General features: G+C 64.9%; 15 protein-coding genes and 4 pseudogenes. 6 read left to right on the top strand and 13 right to left on the bottom strand.

Annotated elements, in window-relative coordinates:
- Positions 1–156 precede the first annotated feature (156 nt).
- From A8G15_RS32100 to A8G15_RS27390, 9 genes and pseudogenes are all read right to left on the bottom strand, one after another.
- Positions 157–321 (bottom strand): integrase core domain-containing protein, encoded by a 165-nt coding sequence (locus tag A8G15_RS32100; RefSeq protein WP_245688029.1) that lies wholly within the window; start codon positions 319–321, stop codon positions 157–159.
- Positions 318–395: pseudogene (locus tag A8G15_RS32570) on the bottom strand (hypothetical protein); the annotation flags it as partial. The pseudogene A8G15_RS32570 and the gene A8G15_RS32100, both read right to left, overlap by 4 nt.
- A gap of 242 nt (positions 396–637) precedes the next feature.
- Positions 638–1,561 carry a DUF1016 N-terminal domain-containing protein gene (locus A8G15_RS32105; protein ID WP_068166279.1) on the bottom strand — a complete coding sequence of 308 codons (924 nt, stop codon included), beginning with the start codon at positions 1,559–1,561 and terminating at the stop codon, positions 638–640.
- Between the two features lie 342 nt (positions 1,562–1,903).
- Entirely contained in the window at positions 1,904–2,731 is an 828-nt protein-coding gene (locus A8G15_RS27365) for an HpcH/HpaI aldolase/citrate lyase family protein (RefSeq protein WP_068166281.1), read from the bottom strand.
- Positions 2,728–3,891 carry an acyl-CoA dehydrogenase family protein gene (locus A8G15_RS27370; protein ID WP_024100312.1) on the bottom strand — a complete coding sequence of 388 codons (1,164 nt, stop codon included), beginning with the start codon at positions 3,889–3,891 and terminating at the stop codon, positions 2,728–2,730. The genes A8G15_RS27365 and A8G15_RS27370 overlap by 4 nt, the downstream gene beginning before the upstream one ends.
- A gap of 32 nt (positions 3,892–3,923) precedes the next feature.
- Positions 3,924–5,300: an MmgE/PrpD family protein gene (locus tag A8G15_RS27375; RefSeq protein WP_068166282.1), complete on the bottom strand. Its 1,377-nt coding sequence runs from the start codon at positions 5,298–5,300 to the stop codon at positions 3,924–3,926.
- Positions 5,297–6,511 carry a CaiB/BaiF CoA transferase family protein gene (locus A8G15_RS27380; protein ID WP_068166283.1) on the bottom strand — a complete coding sequence of 405 codons (1,215 nt, stop codon included), beginning with the start codon at positions 6,509–6,511 and terminating at the stop codon, positions 5,297–5,299. The genes A8G15_RS27375 and A8G15_RS27380 overlap by 4 nt, the downstream gene beginning before the upstream one ends.
- Positions 6,508–7,065 (bottom strand): MaoC family dehydratase, encoded by a 558-nt coding sequence (locus tag A8G15_RS27385; protein ID WP_068166285.1) that lies wholly within the window; start codon positions 7,063–7,065, stop codon positions 6,508–6,510. The genes A8G15_RS27380 and A8G15_RS27385 overlap by 4 nt, the downstream gene beginning before the upstream one ends.
- A gap of 137 nt (positions 7,066–7,202) precedes the next feature.
- Positions 7,203–7,937, bottom strand: coding sequence for a FadR/GntR family transcriptional regulator (locus tag A8G15_RS27390; protein ID WP_068166287.1), 735 nt, complete (start codon positions 7,935–7,937; stop codon positions 7,203–7,205).
- 324 nt (positions 7,938–8,261) lie between these two features.
- Between A8G15_RS27390 and A8G15_RS27395 the strand changes: the two genes are divergently transcribed.
- The 4 genes from A8G15_RS27395 (at position 8,262) to A8G15_RS32110 (ending at position 14,461) form a co-directional block, all read left to right on the top strand.
- Positions 8,262–10,343: a hydantoinase/oxoprolinase family protein gene (locus A8G15_RS27395; protein ID WP_068166289.1), complete on the top strand. Its 2,082-nt coding sequence runs from the start codon at positions 8,262–8,264 to the stop codon at positions 10,341–10,343.
- Positions 10,340–12,157 (top strand): hydantoinase B/oxoprolinase family protein, encoded by a 1,818-nt coding sequence (locus A8G15_RS27400; protein ID WP_082900201.1) that lies wholly within the window; start codon positions 10,340–10,342, stop codon positions 12,155–12,157. The genes A8G15_RS27395 and A8G15_RS27400 overlap by 4 nt, the downstream gene beginning before the upstream one ends.
- Before the next feature lie 68 nt (positions 12,158–12,225).
- Positions 12,226–13,482, top strand: a complete 1,257-nt coding sequence (locus tag A8G15_RS27405) for an amidase (protein WP_068166291.1) — start codon at positions 12,226–12,228, stop codon at positions 13,480–13,482.
- A 154-nt stretch (positions 13,483–13,636) separates the two neighbouring features.
- Entirely contained in the window at positions 13,637–14,461 is an 825-nt protein-coding gene (locus A8G15_RS32110) for an SAM-dependent methyltransferase (protein ID WP_245688031.1), read from the top strand.
- Here the strand turns inward: A8G15_RS32110 and A8G15_RS27415 are convergent.
- The 3 genes and pseudogenes from A8G15_RS27415 to A8G15_RS30210 all read right to left on the bottom strand — a co-directional run bounded on the left by A8G15_RS27415 (position 14,458) and on the right by A8G15_RS30210 (position 16,758).
- Positions 14,458–14,751, bottom strand: a complete 294-nt coding sequence (locus A8G15_RS27415) for an integrase core domain-containing protein (RefSeq protein ID WP_245688032.1) — start codon at positions 14,749–14,751, stop codon at positions 14,458–14,460. The genes A8G15_RS32110 and A8G15_RS27415 overlap by 4 nt on opposite strands.
- 43 nt (positions 14,752–14,794) lie before the next feature.
- Positions 14,795–16,119 (bottom strand): annotated as a pseudogene (locus A8G15_RS27420) (IS30 family transposase).
- 321 nt (positions 16,120–16,440) lie between these two features.
- The gene (locus A8G15_RS30210) at positions 16,441–16,758 is read right to left on the bottom strand and encodes a transposase (protein ID WP_082900203.1); all 318 of its coding nucleotides are present in this window, start codon (positions 16,756–16,758) and stop codon (positions 16,441–16,443) included.
- Between the two features lie 151 nt (positions 16,759–16,909).
- On the opposite strand from A8G15_RS30210, the gene A8G15_RS32295 reads away from it, so the two are divergent.
- Entirely contained in the window at positions 16,910–18,505 is a 1,596-nt protein-coding gene (locus A8G15_RS32295) for an ISL3 family transposase (RefSeq protein ID WP_082900204.1), read from the top strand.
- 105 nt (positions 18,506–18,610) lie between these two features.
- Here A8G15_RS32295 and A8G15_RS27430 read toward each other — a convergent pair.
- Positions 18,611–18,832: pseudogene (locus A8G15_RS27430) on the bottom strand (ATP-binding protein); the annotation flags it as partial.
- Between the two features lie 17 nt (positions 18,833–18,849).
- On the opposite strand from A8G15_RS27430, the pseudogene A8G15_RS27435 reads away from it, so the two are divergent.
- Positions 18,850–19,074, top strand: a pseudogene (locus tag A8G15_RS27435) (IclR family transcriptional regulator domain-containing protein); the annotation flags it as partial.
- Between the last annotated feature and the right edge of the window lie 12 nt (positions 19,075–19,086).

Genomic DNA, 19,086 nt, shown 5'->3' on the forward strand with positions numbered 1-19,086 from the left:
CACTACCAGGGGCTTGACCACTCCTCCAAGTACCCATCCGTCGCCGAGACCATGGCAAGTGAGCGTCTCGCGTCAAGTAATTGGCAGGATTTCGGCGCCGGGAAAGGTGGGGGTCACCGGGTCGGCTCGGCCCGAGTGCACCTCGGCGGGGTGGTTTCAGGCCAGTGCCTCGTTCGGTCGGACGGTGTTGAACTCGTGCCGGTAGGCGTCGGACTCGCGTACGAGATCCATGGCGTCGTCGATCTGTTCGCGGTAGAGCCGTTCGTACTTCAGCGAGCCGAACGCCCGCTCGCGGACGCCGTTCTGGCCCGGGGTCTTCACGCGGGTGCGGACGTTCCGCAGCTCGGGTCTGGAAGCGGAGCGGACGATCGGTCCCGCATGCCGTCCGGACCCTCGTCGCAGTAGCGATCGACCCACTTCTTCGCAGTACGCCAAGAGACGTCCTCGGGGTCGCGGAGCGGTTCCTAGACAGCTCCATGGTCTCGTCACAACTTTTCGACCAACGTGCCTAGGCATCACACCAGCCCGATTCACGGACCATGGTCATGGCGGATCAGTTCGACCTCAAGTAAGGACCTGAAGGCTCGGCTGCGGAGTAGACCGTGGAGGTTCGGTTTTCACGACAAGGATCTTGCGATCACAATGTCGAGGCACCGGACACAATGTCGAGGTATCGGCTCGCGGCGCCCTCGACGCGGGCACCCTCGGCGACCATTGGCCACGCGCCGTCACGACCGCCGGCAATGGCTGCGCGGGAGAGGAAGTCCTCCCAGAGCGCGGGGGACCCGAACTCGCCGCGCCACTGGAGCGCGGGCAGGGTAACCCGGTGCAGGTTGTGCTCGTGGGTGGTGCCGATCGCGCCGTGTACTTGGTGGACGTTGCGCACCGCCACGGCCAGGGCCTGCGAGACGACGCTGCGTGCGACCGCGATGCGGAACTGGGAGAGCTCGCCGTCGAGGCCATTGGTGAGGGCGTCGGCGAGAGCGGTATCCACCCCGTCGATGGCGAGGAACTCGAGCGTGAACGGATCCTTGGTGATCTGCTGAGCAAGCTCGGAGTCGGGGCGTTCGAGAGCGCGCGGAAAGTTCGACGGGGCTGCCCCCTCCCGCGCGTGCAGGTTCGTCTTGATCTGGTGAGCCAGCACGGGACGACTCCAGCCGTGTGCGACGTCCTTGGCGCTGTACCACTCGCGTAACTCGACGTCCTCGAGCTTGTCGAGCAACTCGATGACATGTCCCCACGGCAATTGGCCAACGGGTCGTTGGCCGATTGCCGCCGGGTCGGGCCAGGCCTCAGCGAACCTGCGCATGTACTTGAGGTTGGCCGGGGAGAATCCCTTCACTCCGGGAAACTCGGTGCGCAGATCCTCCGAGAGCCGGGACAGGACTTTGCTGCCCCAGGGAGCTGTCTTCTGTCGCTCGATGATCGTCGCACCGATCTGCCAGTAGAGCCGGAGCAGTTCGGTGTTCACCCGGCGCTGGGCCACGTAGCGTGCTCGATGCACGAGCCGTTTGATGCTCTCGAGCGTGTCGGCGTACTCGGACGGGACGGGAGACGACATTCCTCGACGCTAACGGACCGAACCGGCCCTCCGTCCTCCTGGGAGGGTGCGCCTACAGAGATGTCGCCGGATACCTGGCGGGGAGGCTGTCGTCGACGTGGCGATGTTGCACATCGGCTACTCGGAGACCGCACCGATGTGGTGGGCGAGCTCGTCGTAGTCGACCTGCCGCAGCGCCGGGGCGCCGGTGACGCGGCCTCGACACGGTAGGCCTCGGACCGTGTCGTCACCGCGGCAGTCGGCGGTATTCGGCGCACCGATCCTCGATCGAGGTCGTTCGGCCGAGCGCTGCAACGCTCCGGCGGTAGGCGCACATTCAGGCGTAGTGGCAGGCAGGTCCGGTCATCGTCCCGCTCGCTCCAGCACCCTGCGTGCTTGTCGAGCGACCGCTTCGTCGATCAAGAATCCGGCCTCATCCACAGCAACACCGGACTCCGCCGCCTCCAGGCCGGCCAGCACGGCACGGGCCTTACCTACCTCCTCCGAGGACGGTGTGAACACTCGGCGAACGGGGGCGAGCTGCGCCGGGTGGATGCACGCCCGCCCGACGAATCCGAGGCGCGCGAGGGCGCGCGTATCCGCTTCCAGGGCGTCGCTGTCACGGAAATTGCGTGACACCGCGGCAGGGGGCGGATCGATTCCTGCCGCCACACCCGCAGCGATGACTCGGCTGCGTGCGAACAACAGCGCCGTCCCGTCGTCGTCGACCTCGACACCGAGGTCTGCGGCCAGGTCGACTTCACCGAGTTGCAGAAACCGTATTCGGGGCGCACGAGCGATGGCCGGTGCGGCGAACACGCCGGCAGCGGTCTCGATCAGCGCGGATACCGCAGCATCGGGACAGAGCTCTGTCAGGAGGCCATCGACCTGTTCGACGTCGTGTGCGGATCCCACCTTCGGCAGCCACACCCCCGTCAGCCGCGGGTGCGCGACCGCACGGATGTCCGCCTCCCGCAGCGCTCCCGGGTTCACACGCACCCATACCTCCACGGAACCGGGGGCGAGCGCAGCGATCCACCGAGCTACCGTTTCACGCGCGAGCACCTTTCGATCAGCGGCGACCGCGTCCTCGAGGTCGAGCACGATCGCGTCGGCACCCGAGGCGAGTGCCTTGTCGAAACGCTCCGGACGATCACCCGGGACGTACAGGTAGGTCAACGCCACGCTCATCCGATGACCCCGGAACCGGAGACCAGCGCCTTGGCTATGACTGTCCGCATGATGTCGTTGGTGCCTTCGCCGATCGACATGAGAGGTGCGTCGCGGTACAACCGCTCGACGACGAACTCCGTCGAGTATCCGTAGCCGCCATGGATACGCATCGCTTCGAGGCTCGCGGTGATGGCCGTCTCGGAGGCGAAGTACTTCGCCATGCCGGCCTCCATGTCGACTCTCTTACCCGAGTCTGCCTGCGAAGCCGCCCAATACGTCATCAGCCGGGCGGCCTGCAGATGAGTGGCGATGTCCGCCAGCTTGAGCTGGATCGCCTGGAAGTCCGCGATCGGCTGCCCGAACGCGGTGCGCTCTCGCGCGTAGGACAGCGCTGCGTCATAGGCGGCCTGGGCGATACCGACGCTACGGCCGGCGATGTTGAGCCTACCGATTTCCAGGCCCGACAGGGCCTGCTGCAGACCACGCCCTTCTGTTCCGCCGAGCAATGCGTCGGCCGGCACCCGAATGTCGTCGAGGAGGATCTCGCAGGACTCGGTGCCCTTGTACCCCAGTTTGCCGAGATCCCGTTGCACCTCGAAACCTGGAAGCGTGGTGTCGATCAGCAGGATGCTCATGCCTTTGTGTGCCGGTTCCGCGGACGGGTCGGTCTTCACCAGAACCGGGAGGACGTTCGCGTGCCGGGCGTTGGTGATCCACGTCTTGGCGCCGCTGACGATGTAGTGATCGCCGTCGCGCCGCGCAGTCGTTCGGATTCCCTGCAGGTCCGTGCCCGCGCCGGGCTCGGTGAGTCCGATTCCGGTCCGCCACTCCCCCGTGGCCAGCTTCGGCAGCAGGGTCTGCTTCTGTTCCTCGGTGCCGTGGCGGTTGATCATCCAGCAGGACAGATTGTGGCTGCCGAGAATGCCGGCGATGCCCATCCAGCCGCGGGCCAGTTCCTCGTACACGAGTGTGAACGACACTTTGTCGAGGTCGATACCGCCGTACTCCTCGGGCGTGGTGATGCCGAACAGTCCCATGGCCTTCATGTGTTCGACGATCTCGGTGGGATACCGTCCCGATTTCTCCCACTCGTTGGCGACGGGAACGATCTCTTTGTCCACGAAGTGACGTAACGCCTTTCGGAACGCCAGTTGCTGCTCGTCGAAGGTGAAATCCATGATGGCTCCTGGGATGTTCGGTGCACAGGTGGTCAGTGCAGGGGTGCGGGCGCGATGCGGGCCGCGAGATCGAGGACGGCGGTCAGATCCGGCTCGTCGGCAAGCCCGAAGATTCGGTCGGCGAGCTCCGGGGCACAGGGATGATCACCGCAGTTGGCGATGAACTTGGCGAGCAACTGCTCATCGTCGAGGGGGAACGCGGCGGTACCACGGCTACCTGCGACGCGTCCCTCGAATACACGTCCGTCGTCGAGAGTGACGATCGCATGTCCGGGTGCCGACGCCGCCGGACCCTCGGTCGGGGCTTCGACGACACGGACCGTGCGAGCGGTCGCGAGCACCGAGTCACGGGCGATCGACGCGCCGGTGTAGGTCGCGACATCGATACGTCCGTCGTGCACGAGCGCAGCGACACTCCACGGAAGGTCGAACTTGCCGTCGTAGGTGCTGCGCGGTGCGGCCACACCGGCGTTCGGACCACATACGATCGGCACGGAATCCGGATGAACGTGCACCTCGATATCGGCCACCTGCGCGGGGTCCACACTCCCAACGCCCAGAGCCGCCGTGACCGCGTCGAGAGTGACATGCATGAGCTGGCAACTCGGGTAGGGCTTGATACCGATGCGGGTCGCTTCCCACTCGGTGCCCAATCCGTCCGTCAACACCGTGAGGTCGGCGGGTCGCTCCGACATCGACGCATACACACCCCGGCGTCCTTCGAGTACCGACGCCGGGCCGCTGGCGCCCGCAGCAGCCAACCGGGCTGCGAGGATCCCGCCCAGTGTGGCCGAGCCGGGGTGCAGAGCCTTGGTGTCGGCGTCGGTATCGAGGAACTCGAGCAACCCTCCACTCGACGAGCCCGCGACACCGAGAGCGTGCACCAACGCCGGCACCGGCAACCCGGTCAACTTGCCCGTAACAAGCGCCGCGGCGAACGGGCCGACCACGGCCGTCGCGTGCAGGCCACGTCCGTGGAAACCATGAGGGCTGACGGCCCCGAGCCGGCACGCCGTCTCCAGTCCGATCGCAGCAGCGGTGAGAACGTCCGCTCCCGTGGCTCGAACCTGTTGTCCGACAGCCAATGCTGCAGGAACGGACACCGCAGTGGCGTGGACGAGGGCACCGGCATGGGTGTCGTCGAAGTCCAATGCGTGCACCAGCACCGCGGTCGCCATACCTGCCGCCGGAGCGGAGATCGCCCGCATCCCGGTCAGCGGCCTGGCTTCGGCCGGACCGCCGAGCGCATCGGCGACCGTCCACGCGGCTCGTCCGTATCCGAGGCGTTGTGCGGCGACGGCATTACCAACCCCATCGAGAAGATGCCGGACGACAGCGTGCCGGACATTCTCGGACAGGTCCGCAATGGTCAGGCCGTGGGCCCATTGTGCGAGTACCTGCGACGTCACGCCCGAGCCTCGCTCGTTTGTTTGCCGAAGGCACCTTGGCCGGTCAGCTCCGCAATGCGTTCGGTGCTGTAGCCGAGGTCGCGGACGATCTCGTCGAAATGTTCGTTGCGTAGCGGAGCACGCCGGTACTGCGTGGGCTCGGAGCCGAACCGGACCGGGGAGGCGACTTGGCGCACCGTACCGAAGGTGGGGTGTTCGGTCTCGACGAGGAGGCCTCGTGCAAGGGTGTGCGGTTCGGTGAGAGCTTGGGCGACGTCGTTGATCGGGCCCGACGGCACACCGGCCGGCTGCAGGCGCGAGAGCCAGTAGTCCACCGGCTGGGTGGCGAAGGTCTGCTCGAGAATGGGGAGGAGTTCGTCTTGGTGCTCCCCGCGCAGTGCGAAGTTCGCGAAGCGTGGATCGGCGCCCAGGTCGGGTCTGTCGATCGCGACGACGAGGCGTTCCCAGAACTTCTCCTTGGCGCAGCCGACGACGAGCCAACCGTCGCTTGCCTCGAATGCCTGGAACGGTACGAGGGAGGGATGTGCCGAGTTCTTGGTGCGCACCGGTTCGAAGCCGGCGTTCAGATGCCAGGTGGCCGGGTAGGTGAGCAGCGACATCGCGGTGTCGTAGAGCGAGACGTCGCAGTCTCCGCCGATGCCGTCTCGTTTGGCGGCGTGGAGTCCGGACAGCAGGCTGATCGCGGCGACGAAGCCGCCCGAGTAGTCCACGAGCGAGAGCCCGGATTTGGTGGGAGGTCCGTCGGGGTCGCCGGTGACGCTCATCCATCCCGCGAGTCCTTGCAGGATGTAGTCGTATCCGGGTTCTTTGGCGCGCGGGCCGGTCATGCCGAAGCCGGTGAGGCTGCAGCAGACGATGGCCGGGTTGAGGTGTTTGAGGTCGTCGTAGGTGATGCCGATTTTCGCCGGTACATCGCCGCGGAGGTTGGAGTAGACGGCGTCGCTGGTGCGGACGAGGTCTTCGAACACTGCGCGTCCGGCCGGTGACGACAGGTCGAGCGAAAGGCTGCGCTTGTTGCGGTTGAAGGTTTCGAAGAACAGTGAGTTCTCGCCGTCGTTGTAGGGCGGGACGTAACGTCCGACGTCGCCCCCGACGTTGGGGTCTTCGATCTTGATCACGTCGGCACCGAGGTCGGCGAGGTGGACACTGCCGAACGGGCCTGCCCCGTACTGCTCGAGCGAGATGATGCGGACGTCCTGGAGTGGTTTCATGACAGCGCACCTTCCGGGTCGGCGGGTGTCGGCAGTTGCAGCGGTCCGCTCTTGGCTTCGGGGAAGTAGTTCTGGCCGATTCCGCTTTCGCGGGTTGCGACCATGACCGACCGTTTCCACGAGATGACTTCGGTGCCATCTTGATTCAGTCCGCGGGTGATCATGGATACGATTCCCGCATAGGGTCGGGATTCGGACTGACGTAGTCCTGTGCAGATGCTCTCCGCGTAGATGGTGTCCCCTACGTATACCGGGTGCGACATCTTGATATCGGTGAACGCCAGGTTCGAGATAGCGTTCTGGCTCATGTCGAGCACCGAAATTCCCAGTACCACAGCGACAGTCAGTCCGGAATTGACGATGACCCTACCGTCTGTGATGGGGTTCTGCGCTGCGAGATGAGCGTTGAAGTGGTTCTGGTTGGTGTTCATCGACAGCAACGTGATCCACGTGTTGTCGGCTTCGGAGATCGTGCGCCCAATGGGGTGCTGGTAGATGTCCCCTACAACGTAGTCCTCGAAGAATCGGCCGAGAACAGCCTGATGCACTGCCACCGTGTCTCCTCACATCAGTTCGGCGAGTACGTTCCTTCGAACAATACATCAGACATTTGAAGGGTCAATAGGGCAGCGCAAGACAAATATTATCGAATCCGCAGCCGTCACCCACTTAAAGAGCAGATGTTTTAACCTTAGGCCGGCCCGCGCCGATCCATCCGGCGATACGAGTCGCCCAAGTTGTCCAGATGCCGACGCATCAGATCCATCGCCGCCATGGAGTCTCCGGCGGCGACGACATCGAGGATCGCGCGGTGATCGTGATCAACGCACTGCCAGAACCCCTCCGGGGCATGCTCGCGCCCGAATCTGCTCGACAGCACCCGGAACACCGGCGCAGTGATCAACTCGAGCAACGGATTGTCGGTCGCCCGAAGAAGAACCAAGTGAAACTCCTGATTCTTCGCGAACGTCTTGGGCCCCTGCAGACTGTGCGGGTCGAAGATCGAGGCTTCGAGTTGCTCGAGGTGCTCATCAGTCCGGCGGAACGCGGCCATGCCGGCCGCCGGCACCTCCATGAGGTTACGCACTTCCATCAACTGTGCGACGGTGACCGCTTCCGCCGCCGCCATCAATGCCACCCCCGTCTCGAGATGCGCACTGATGTGCCCGACACTCGGCGCGGCGACGAAACTACCCCCGGTGACACCGCGGGTCGTAGTGATCAAGTTCTGGCTCGCCAGCGAACGCAGGGCCTCACGGATCGTGCTGCGGCCGACACCGAACTCAGCGGTCAGCTCGGCTTCTCCGGGCAACCGGGCACCGGGTTGCAACTCACCGGACAAGATTCGGTTGCGCAGATGCTCCGCGAGGACCGCATAGGCAGGTCCGTTCTTGACGGGTGCATCCCCGGTCGTAGATTCGGTCACGGGCGTCGACTCTTCTCTCTCGGAAGCGGCGGTGAACGGCCCGAGCCTAACCCGACATTGCGGCCGGGGTAGGGCACCGCGCACCCGTCCCATACCCACTAATCATCCGCTCTTTAAGCCAGTTTTCCAACGATCGGGCCGAAGCAAGCCCCATTTTGGCGCAGATTTGCGCCGAAAACATCTGAGGTATTGATTTCTTGGTCGCCCTCAAGCACGATGACCTACATCACCCCTCCCGGTGACCCCCACCCCAGACTTCGGACCGCCGCACGGCTCGGTCGTCCCCCTCCGCTCCTCGCGGGCACCGAAAGATTGGAAGTATTGATGAAGAGAATTGGAGTCGACGTCGGCGGCACGTTCACCGACCTCGTGCTGTGGGACGACGACGGCACCGTAGTGGTCCACAAGACTCCGTCGACGAACCACGACCCGTCCATCGGAACCATGGACGGCATCGAGGTCCTCGCCGAACGCGCCGGCATCGACCCATCCGACATCGACATGTTCTTCCACGGCACCACCGTCGCCACCAACATCGTGCTCGAACACAACGGGTGCAACGTCGGCATGATCACGACCGAAGGCTTCCGCGACCTGCTCCACATCGCCCGCAAGAAGCGCCCCCTCAACTACTCGAACTACCAGGACCTGCCCTGGCAGAAGTGGCAGTTGGTCCCGCGCCGCAACCGCCGGGTCGTGCCCGAGCGGATCGATGCCGCAGGCAACGTTCTCGTGCCGCTGGACGAAGACGCAGTGCGCCGAGAAATTCGTCTGCTCCGCGAACGCGGAGTCGACGCCATCGCCGTCGCCTTCCTGCACTCCTACCGCAACCCCACGCACGAAAAGCGCGTCAAGGACATCATTCTCGAGGAGTATCCCGAGGTGTTCATCTCGCTTTCCAGCGAGGTTGCACCTCAGTACCGTGAGTACGAGCGCTTCTCCACCGCGGCACTCAACGCCTTCATCGGGCCGAAAACCTCGAGCTACATCGCCAACCTGGCACAGAAGGCCGCAGAGGCGCAGGTCGGCGACGACGTGCACCTGATGACCTCCGCTGGCGGTCTGGTCACCTCGCGCAGCGCCAGCGAACAGCCGGTCTCGCTGCTGACCAGCGGCGTGGTCGCCGGACTACTGGGTGGATGCGCCATCGGGAAGGCCTCCGGCTTCCCGAGCGTCATCACACTCGACGTGGGCGGAACCTCCGCCGACATCGGCGTGGCACCGAACGGCACCCTCCGCATGAAGCACCTCCTCGACACCCGCATCGGCGACTACCACGCCATGGTGCCGATGGCCGAAGTCGACACGATCGGCGCCGGCGGCGGCTCCATCGCCATGGTCGACGAAGGCGGCATGTTCCGGGTCGGCCCCCGAAGCGCTGGCGCATTCCCCGGACCCGCCTGCTACGCCCGCGGCGGCACCGAACCGACCTCGACCGATGCCATGGTGATGATGGGTTGGCTGCGCGAGGACAGCTTCCTGTCCGGAACCATGAAAGTCGAACCCGAACTGGCCCGCACCGCGATCCAGACCCACATCGCCGACAAGCTCGGAACCGGCGTGGACGAAGCCGCGATGGGAATCTTCAAGATCCTCGCCCACTCGATGACCGAAGCGATCAGCCTCCACTCGGTCCGCAAAGGCTACGATCCGCGCGACTTCTCGCTCATCGCCGAGGGTGGCGCCGGCCCCCTCTTCGCATGGCAGATCGCAGACCAACTCGGCATTCCGCGTGTCATCGTGCCCGGACACCCCGGAATCACCTCAGCAGTCGGCCTGCTGACCACCGACATCCGGTACGAAATCCCCACCACCGTCTGGACGTCCTCCGCGGACGCAGATCTGAGCCTGCTGCAGATACAGATGGACCGACTCGCCCGCGAGGCCATCGCACAGCTCGAAGCCGACGGCGTTCCCACCGAGAACATCTCGCTCGAACGAAGCGTGGATTGCCGCTATGTCGGACAGGGCTACGAACTGCGGGTCCCGGCACCCGACGGGGAGATCGACGACGTCTGGGTCAAGACCGTCGCCGAGGCCTTCCACGAGGCACACGGACGGACCTACTCCCAGCGTTTCGACGACAAGCCGGTGCAGCTGATCAACATCCGCGTCACGGGTGTCGGCGCCGTACCGCACGTCCGCATCACCGAGATCGACAAAGGCGCCGCAGACTGCTCCGCGGCGATCAAGACCATGACCCGCGCGTTGTTCTGGCGCGACGAAACAGCCGCGCCCCAGTGGATCGACACCCCTGTCTACGACCGCTCGCTTCTTCTGGCCGGCAACACCATCGAAGGTCCCGCCATCGTCGAGCAGTTCGACTCCACGACCATCATCGGCATGAACCAGCACGCCACCGTCGACGCGGTCGGTCACATCATCATCGAGAGGAAGCCCGCATGAGCAAGACCCTGATGCCCAAAACCGGCGTATCGCTCGCGGGCGAATCCCACCGTACGTGGAACGACGTCGAGGTCGACCCGATCACCCTGCGCGTCATCGGCGGTGCACTGCAGTCGATGGCCAAGGAAATGGCGCAGGTCCTCTACCGCATGGCCTACTCGAGCCTGATCCGTGAATCCGAAGACCTCGGCGCCGGTATCTTCGATATCAACGGCCGCGAACTGTGCGAATCGGATTCCACACCGATGCACTGCGGTTCGATCCCCGCATACATCCGGGGCGTCAACCGTAGACTCGCCGGCACGTACCGACCGGGCGATGTCGTCCTGCACAACCACCCGTACCACGGCGCAGCCCACTCCCCCGACTACGGGGTAATCATCCCGATCTTCTGGGAGGGCGAGCACATCGGATTCGCCGGATGCACCGGACACGTCTCCGACGTCGGCGGCAACTTCCCCGGCCTGTGCATGGACGTCGTCGACGTCTGGGCCGAGGGCAAACTCATGGATTCGATGAAGATCTATGACGCCGGGGTCCGCAACGACTACCTCATCCAGCACATCCTCGACAACGTTCGCACACCCGAACAGAACCGAGGCGATCTCGAAGCACTCATCGCCTGCGCACGCATCGGTGAGAAGCGATTCATCGAACTGCTCGAGAAGTACGGCCTCGACACCGTCATGAGCGCCAGCGAACGCTGGATGGACTACTCGGAGAACATGCTTCGCAGCCGAATCCGCGAGATCCCGGACGGCAGCTACGAAGCACCCATCGGCTATCTGGACGACGACGGCAAGAACCGCGGTGTCCCCCTCAAGGTCGCCGTGCGCGTGCAGGTCGAGGGAGAAGACATCCTTATTGACCTCACCGGCTCCAACGACCAGGTCCCCACCGCCTTCAACGTGCCCTTCGAAGGATCCGTCCTACCCGTCGCAGTCGCCGCGATCCGCACCATCCTGCTCGACGAAGACCTGACCGAGGAATTCGTCCCCCAGAACGACGGTTGCTTCCGCCCGGTGAGGGCATACGCACCCGAGGGAACGATCTTCAACCCGGACTTCCCGGCATCGTGCTTCGCCCGATTCTCCCAGGTGAACCGAATCTTCGACTCCATCAACCTCGCCCTGGCACCCGTACTCCCCGACCACGCGATCGCGGGATCATCGGCAGCACTGTGCGCCATCGCCTACTCCGGCGTCGCCGAAGACGGCGAATCATATTGGGTCTACATCGAAATCAACGAAGGCTCGTACGGCGGACGCAACGGCAAGGACGGTATGGACGCCGTCGACTCGCTCATGGCCAACACCCGAAACAACCCCATCGAAGAACTCGAACTCAACCACGCCATGCGTGCCCTCCGGTACGAACTCCGCGACGAAGCTCCCGCACCGGGACAGTGGCGAGGCGGCATCGGCAGTGTCCGCAAATGGCTCATGGAGACCGACACTTTCCTCGGATCCGAAGCCGACAACCGCTCCGACCCGCCCGCCGGAGCGCTCGGTGGCCACGACGGCGTCGCAGGTGCGTTCACCCGCAACGCCGGAACGGACCGCGAGGAGGTGCTCTTCTCCAAGGTCACCCAGGAAACCATCCGGGCGGGCGAAACACTGGAGATCAAGCTGCCCTCCGGCGGCGGATTCGGCAATCCGTTCCTCCGCGATCCTTTCCAGGTTCTCAGCGACGTCTGGGACGAATACCTCACCGCGGAGGACGCTCGACGCGACTACGGGGTCGTCGTCGACACCGACTCGTGGACCGTGGACGAGGAAGCCACTGACGCGTTGCGGGTAGGGAGCGCATCCTGAGCGGCACCACAGGTCGGACCGCCGCTGCTATCGGCGGCGGCCCGACCGCTCGCGTTCTCGACGAGACGTTGGGCAGCATCGTCACTTGGATCGACTCCGCGAGCGGTACCGCCACTGAGGGTCCGTTGGCGGGTATGACAATCGGCGTCAAGGACAATGTCGATGTCGCCGGCGTCCCCACCACCTGCGCATCCCGGTTCTTCTCCGACCGCATCGCATCCGCACACGCGGAGGTCGTCCGCAGATTGCTCACTGCGGGCGCGCAGATCACCGCCAAACTGAACATGGCCGAGTTCGCGGTCGGAGTCACCTCCCAGAACTCCGCTGCGGGTCCCGTCCGCAACCCCTGGGACCCCACGCGAGTTCCCGGAGGTTCGAGCGGAGGCTCCGGCGTCGCCGTCGCTGCAGGTCTGGTGGACGCAGCCCTAGGTACCGACACCGGAGGATCCGTCCGCTTACCTGCATCAGCATGCGGCATCACAGGACTGCGACCGACATGGGGGTCAATCAGCAATACCGGGGTCTTCCCGGTCAGCGACGCCTTCGACACCGTCGGTCCGATGGCACGGTCGGTGACCGAGGTTGCCCGCCTCTTCGACGTACTGCGTGCCGCCCCGGCCGCGTCGCCTCGTCCCGCTCGACGGATAGGGCTGCCGTCGGTGTTCATCACCGACGACGTCGACGCTGCCATCAGCGACGCAGTCGAAGCGGCGGCACGACAACTCGAAAAACTGGGGTATGAGATGGTACCGGTCGACATCCCCGGCGCTGCTCACGCACAGGACATCGTGTACACCCTGCTGTACTCGGATCTTGCTGCGCTACACCGTGACCGAGTGCGATCCTCGCCCGAACTCTTCCATCCCGACACCCTCGCACGTGTGTCCCTGGGTTTGTCCATCTCGGACTTCGAGAAAAAAGCAGCGATAGCCGGCAAAGCGGAGTTCCGTCGCGGACTCAGTGCGCTGTTAACGAATGTCGATGCCGTACTGACCCCCACCATGCCGATCGACGTGCCGCCCATCGCCGGTGGCGATGATGTCATCGCACGCTCACGCCGACTTGGCCAGTTCAGTTACCCCTGGTCCCTCCACGAGGGACCCACGCTCGCGCTCCCGGTCGGATTCCACCCTCACTCGGGCATGCCGATCGGTGCTCAACTCACGGCCGCGGCTCATCACGAATCGCTGCTGTTCGGGATCGGTGAAGAGTTCCAGCGCACCACGAACTGGCACACCCGGATACCGCCATTACACGTCACACGTCCGCTTCCTCGGGTAAGCAACGCCCTCAACCGAGTGCTGCGGAGCACGGAGCGTTCATAGGTACGCGCTCTTACGCGCTCCGGTGACCATTTCCTGCTCCGCTGTCCAAATCGGTGCGACCTCAGGTGGTGAAACGTGCCGCGGCACCGGCATCGACCGATATCACGGTGCCGGTGATGTGGGCATTCGCCTCGGCTGCGAGGAACAGCACGGCGTGGGTCACCTCTTCCGGCACCACGAATGGGACGGGCTGGCCGTGGAGACTCGCGAAGATCGGTTCGATGTCACATACAACGCCGTCACCGAGTACGCCCGCGCTGTCGAACTCGGCGTCGCCGACCGCGTGGAGTTCGTCCACGGCGACGCCACCGGTCACGTCGCGGACGAACCGGTCGATCTCGCCGCGTGCGTCGGTGCCACCTGGATCGGTGACGGCGTGGCCGGCACCGCCGAGTCGCTCGCCCGCAGCCTCCGTCCCGGCGGGATGATGTTGATCGGCGAGCCCTACTGGCGCGTGACTCCTTCCGACGAAAAGACAGCGGTGGCCTGCCACGCCACCAGCGTGGCCGACTTCCTGCCGCTGCCGGAGTTGATCGAGCAGTTCGGCGAACTCGGGTACGACGTCGTGCAGATGATGCTCTCCGACCAGCAGGTCTGGGACCGCTATACCGCGGCGCAGTGGCTCACCGTGCGCCGCTGGCTCGACGAGAACCCGAAGGACGAATTGGCGCCGCAGGTTCGGGCCGAGCTCACCGCCGAACCCGCCCGTTACACGCGTTACCTGCGCGAGTATCTCGGCTGGGGCGTCTTCGCGCTGATGCAGCGCCGACCCCACATCCCGTGCGGGGCTCGGACGGTGCATTGTCCGAGCCCCGCACGGCTCATAGTGCTCATTCAACCAACGCCACAGAGTGGCATCGATCTCTATCGGTACCCGGCCGCCACACCAACGCTGTGGACTTGTTCTGAATCGCCCCGAGTTCGGCGGAGGCTCGGCTATCTGGTTCCGGCCTCAGCGAGGACCGGTGTCTCACCTTAGTCGGCCGCCGTGTGATTCGCCCAGTGGGTCGCCTCGTACTCGGCAGGCGGAACGTGGTCGATCTCGCCATGCAAGCGGCGATGATCGAACCAGTCGATGTACTCGGCGACCGCCCACTCGACGTCTCCCACGCCCCGCCAGCCCCCGCGTGGACGCATCACAGGGTTGCCGATGCACTCGGCCTTGAACAACGAGTTGAACGCCTCCGCCATCGCGTTGTAATACGAATCACCCTTGGAACCAACGGAAGAGACCGCATCGCATTCATCGAGGCGTTCGGTGTAGCGCACCGCTCGATACTGGGCGAGTTCAACCGGTCGATGCAACACCGGGCTACTGCAGGGAGCGTAGCTGCTCGGCGAAGACCTCGGCCGGGATTCGCCAGCCGAGGACCTTGCGTGGCCTGTTGTTGATCGCCAGAGCGACGGCCTCGAGGTCCTCGGCGGACCACCGGGACAGATCGGTACCCTTCGGGAAATACTGGCGCAGCAGGCCGTTCGTGTTCTCCTTCGTCGGTCGTTGCCAGGGCGAGTGCGGGTCGGCGAAGAACACCCTCGTACCGGTGTCGAGAGCGAACCGGGCATGACCGGACAGCTCCTTTCCGCGGTCCCAGGTCAAGGTCTTGCGGAGCTGCTCGGGAAGCGTGGTCATCGATGTCGTCAGCGCGGCGTTCATCGCGACGGCGCCGTAGCCACCGAGGGACGGACCGTTCTTCACAGGCGGCCTCTCGCCCCACCCCTCCAATCGAGGCAGGTGCACGAGAATCGTGGAGCGGCTGCTGCGCTCGACGAGCGTGCCGATCGCGGACCGGCCGGTCCCGATGATCAAGTCGCCTTCCCAATGCCCTGGGACAGCACGGTCTTCGGCTTCGGCGGGGCGTTCGCTGATCACCACGTCCGCGGTGACATGTCCCTGCGGCTTGTTCTGCGATCGGCTACGGGGCACCCGCAGTGCCCGGCCGGTGCGCAGGCATGTGACCAACTCCCGTTTCAGGGCGCCTCGACCTTCGATGTACAACGATTGGTAGATCGCCTCGTGACTGATGCGCATGGACTCATCCTCCGGGAAATCAACTTTCAGCCGGTGCGAGATCTGCTGCGGGCTCCATGCCGTCGCCCACCGTCGGTCCTGCCGATGCGGCTTGTTCAGTCCTTTCCACGCGGGCGTGTCGGGGCCTGCGACGGCGGTGCCGTCGGGCCGACGGACGGCCCCGCAGAGCCGCTCCTGCACATATTCACGCAACCTGTCGTTGTCTACCAGCTTCGCCGTTTTCGGGCGTTTCGCGGCTTGCTGCGCTTTCCACTGCGCCACTGCGGCTCGGTAGACCTGCGTGCCGCTGCGGGTCGCCGCGTTGCGGCGCAGCTCGCGTGAGATCGTCCCCGGGTCGCGTCCGATCCGACGGGCGATCTCCCGCACGCCGACATCCTGGGCGCGCAACAGTGCGATCTCCTCACGCTCGGTGAAGACAGGTAGCGGCCCGTGGGCTCGTCCAGGCTGATCGGCGGCATGCCGCCAGCGTGACGGAATCACCGGGACCCGACCGGCCACGACACGCCGACGGCCTCCGCGGCGTCGGCAGTCGTCGCTCCTGAGGCGATCCGCCGCCAGAAATCGCGCTGCACCGCACGCAAGGGTTCCGGTCTCCCCGGTGACCGCATCGACGGGCGCAACGCCCGATCCGCCACCCACTGCCGTCGGGCACCCACCGGCGCCTGGCGTGTCTGCTTGTTGCTGCGTCCCATCGCACACCTCCGTCATCGAGGCGTTGCGACGACCGATCGAATCCACCCGCTGCGAGGCCTTCCAATGGGCGACGATCTTGACCTCGAGATCACGACGCCGTTGCTGACGTGGCGTCAACTCGGTGCGATGTTGCCGCGCAGCCCAGGCATAGAAGCCCGACCGCGACACCCCGATCAGTTCAGCGAGTCGTGTGACGTCATGGTCGGCGCAATCTGCGGCGATGAGCTCAAACTTGCTCACCTATGTTGCTGTGCCGCAAAGTACGCCGATACTTTTTTCAGGAACGCGATGTCTCGGTCCTTTTCGGCGACCTCCGCGCGTAGCCGCGTCAACTCCGCGCGTTCACTGGGTGACAGCCCGGAATCCGGTGGTGCGTTGCGCATATCGGCAGCGACACCGTCGCGAAGCCGTTCGGCACGCACCCATTTGCCCAACACGTTCTCGTGCACGTTCAACTCACGCGCGACCTCGGTGACCGGTCGGCCACCATCGATCACCCGACAGGCAGCCTCCACCTTGAACTCGGGTGTAAACGACCGGCGCGTCCTGGACATGTCGACATCCTTCCAGCAGGACCCTGCGTCCCGCTATCTCGGGGTGTCCACTGAAACTGGGGAGGCTCATAAGGCCTGCCCGGTGACGGTCACCAGATCTGGATCTGGCGCACTTTCCGTGAAGACGAAAGTATGCCGCTGATCAGCGGAAATATGCGATAGACCAAGATCATCCCGGTGTGACTTCGCGCCCCTAACCGCTCTCCTTCCTCACCTGAACGGCGTCGTCATCGACGCCGTTCGCCGGACCGGGTCCACGATCCGGATCACGGCGCATCCACGAGGCAACGAGGGGTGGTGCCCGAAGTGCGGCACTGCGTCGCGCCGGGTGCACTCACGCTATCGGCGCCGCCCCGCAGACACGGCGATAGGCGCACATTCGGTCATCCTCGATCTTGTCGTCCGCAGATTCTTCTGCGACGACGACAGCTGTAATGCAACGACATTCGCCGAGCAGGTACCGGGACTGACACAGCGCTGGGCTCGACGGACGACAGTGCTCGACACGATGATCGAGGCGATCGGACTAGCTGTGGCCGGCCGCGCCGGTGCCCGCCTCGCCGCCCGACTCGGGATACACGTCAGCAGGGACACGCTGTTACGTGTCGTGCGGGCGATCCCAGATGGGCCGATCGAGACCACACCGATCCTGGGGATCGACGACTTCGCGCTGCGCCGTGGCCACGTCTACGGAACCGTCGTCGTGGATCTGACCTCGGGCCGACCGATTGATCTGCTGCCCGATCGAACCAGCGACACCGTCTCGACCTGGCTGCAGGCTCATCCCGGGGCCGAGATCGTGTGCCGGGACAGGGCCGGTGCCTACGCCGACGCCGTCCGCAACGGGGCACCCGATGCGGTGCAGGTCGCCGACCGATGGCACCTGTGGCGCAACCTGATCGGCGCCGTGGAGAAGACCGTGATCCGGCACAGGAAAGAACTTTCTGCGCCGACCGACCACCTCGGCGACGACGCGGTCATCGCCGAGGCGCCCGACGGCAGATTGGTGGTCCGGACCTGCGAACGCCACGCGGCCGTACATGAGCTGCACACCCAGGGAATGTCGATTTCGGGCATTGCTAGGAAGCTGAATCTCAATCGCAGGACCGTGCGTCGTTTCGTCCACGCACCCGACATCGACGAGTTGTTGGCCACCAGCCGAATGTCCGGAGCGACGCTGCTCACTGGGTATGAGCCCTACTTACGGGCACGCTTCGCCGCCGGATGCACCGATGCTGCGCGGCTGACCCGGGAGATCACCGAACGCGGCTATCGGGGCAGCGCGCAGACCGTCCGCCGGTTTCTTCAGCCGCTTCGGACAGCAGAACGAGCCCGTCCGACTCTATCGCGGACGCCGAGCATCCGGCAGGTCACCATGTGGCTGACCTGCCGGCCGGACGACCTCGCCGACAAGGACAGTCAGCTCCTCACAGAGATCTGTGAACGCAGTCCTGCACTGGCGACCGTGCGTGAGCACATTCGTTGTTTCGCCGGGATCATGGTCGAACGTCGTGGACACGATCTCACGGAGTGGATGACCGATGTCGATGCCACCGGATCACCTGCGCTTCGGTCGTTCGTCACCGGGTTACGCCGAGACCTTGAGGCGGTCACTGCCGGTCTGACGCTCGTGCATAACTCCGGTCCGGTCGAGGGCCATGTGAACCGGATCAATATGCTCAAACGGCAGATGTACGGGCGGGCGAACCTGGACCTGCTGCGGAAACGCGTTATCCACCTCGAATGATGCAGCGCGGCAGTGCCTTCACGGAAAGTGCGCCAGATCCCCAGATCTGCCCGGAGATGGCCATGGGATCTGCCCAGGGGTTGGCCATCTCGGGTTTTCGGGTTGTCAGGACAAGGGCTTCACTCCCTGGCCTGCGAGTGCTTGGGAGAGGCGGACGGAGTCGCCGCTGGTCTGGCAGACGTGGGCGTGGTGCAGTAGCCGATCCACTGTCGCGGTGGCGATGGTCTTGGGCATGAGTTCGTCGAAACCGGCCGGGTGCAGGTTCGAGCTGATCGCGATGGCACGTTTCTCGTAGGCGGCGTCCACCAGGCGGTAAAGCCCATTCGCTAGGCACCCGGACCGAGCTTCTCGACGCGGTGCGCACGAGCCGTTCCCGGGGGTTCGCGTCGAGCAAGGAGGAGAGCGAGGAGGGTTTCGCCTCCCTCGCCGTCGCACTGGCCTCGACCCGCTCCCCGCGGTTGGCTGTCAACGCCTCGCTGCCGCTCAGTCGCATGAGCTCGGCGACCGAGCAGGACATCCTCACTCGGCTGGTAGCTGCGGGGAAGGAGATCGACCATCTCCTGCTCTGATCGGCGTGGTCA

This window comes from Rhodococcus phenolicus (assembly GCF_001646785.1).
Lineage (GTDB): Bacteria > Actinomycetota > Actinomycetes > Mycobacteriales > Mycobacteriaceae > Rhodococcus > Rhodococcus phenolicus.

Coding starts and splice junctions, on each gene's coding strand:
- A8G15_RS30210 (WP_082900203.1), bottom strand. CDS start 16,758: ATGTCCAGGACGCGCCGGTCGTTTACACCCGAGTTCAAGGTGGAGGCT.
- A8G15_RS27395 (WP_068166289.1), top strand. CDS start 8,262: ATGAAGAGAATTGGAGTCGACGTCGGCGGCACGTTCACCGACCTCGTG.
- A8G15_RS27370 (WP_024100312.1), bottom strand. CDS start 3,891: ATGGATTTCACCTTCGACGAGCAGCAACTGGCGTTCCGAAAGGCGTTA.
- A8G15_RS27380 (WP_068166283.1), bottom strand. CDS start 6,511: ATGAAACCACTCCAGGACGTCCGCATCATCTCGCTCGAGCAGTACGGG.
- A8G15_RS32105 (WP_068166279.1), bottom strand. CDS start 1,561: ATGTCGTCTCCCGTCCCGTCCGAGTACGCCGACACGCTCGAGAGCATC.
- A8G15_RS27365 (WP_068166281.1), bottom strand. CDS start 2,731: ATGAGCGTGGCGTTGACCTACCTGTACGTCCCGGGTGATCGTCCGGAG.
- A8G15_RS27400 (WP_082900201.1), top strand. CDS start 10,340: ATGAGCAAGACCCTGATGCCCAAAACCGGCGTATCGCTCGCGGGCGAA.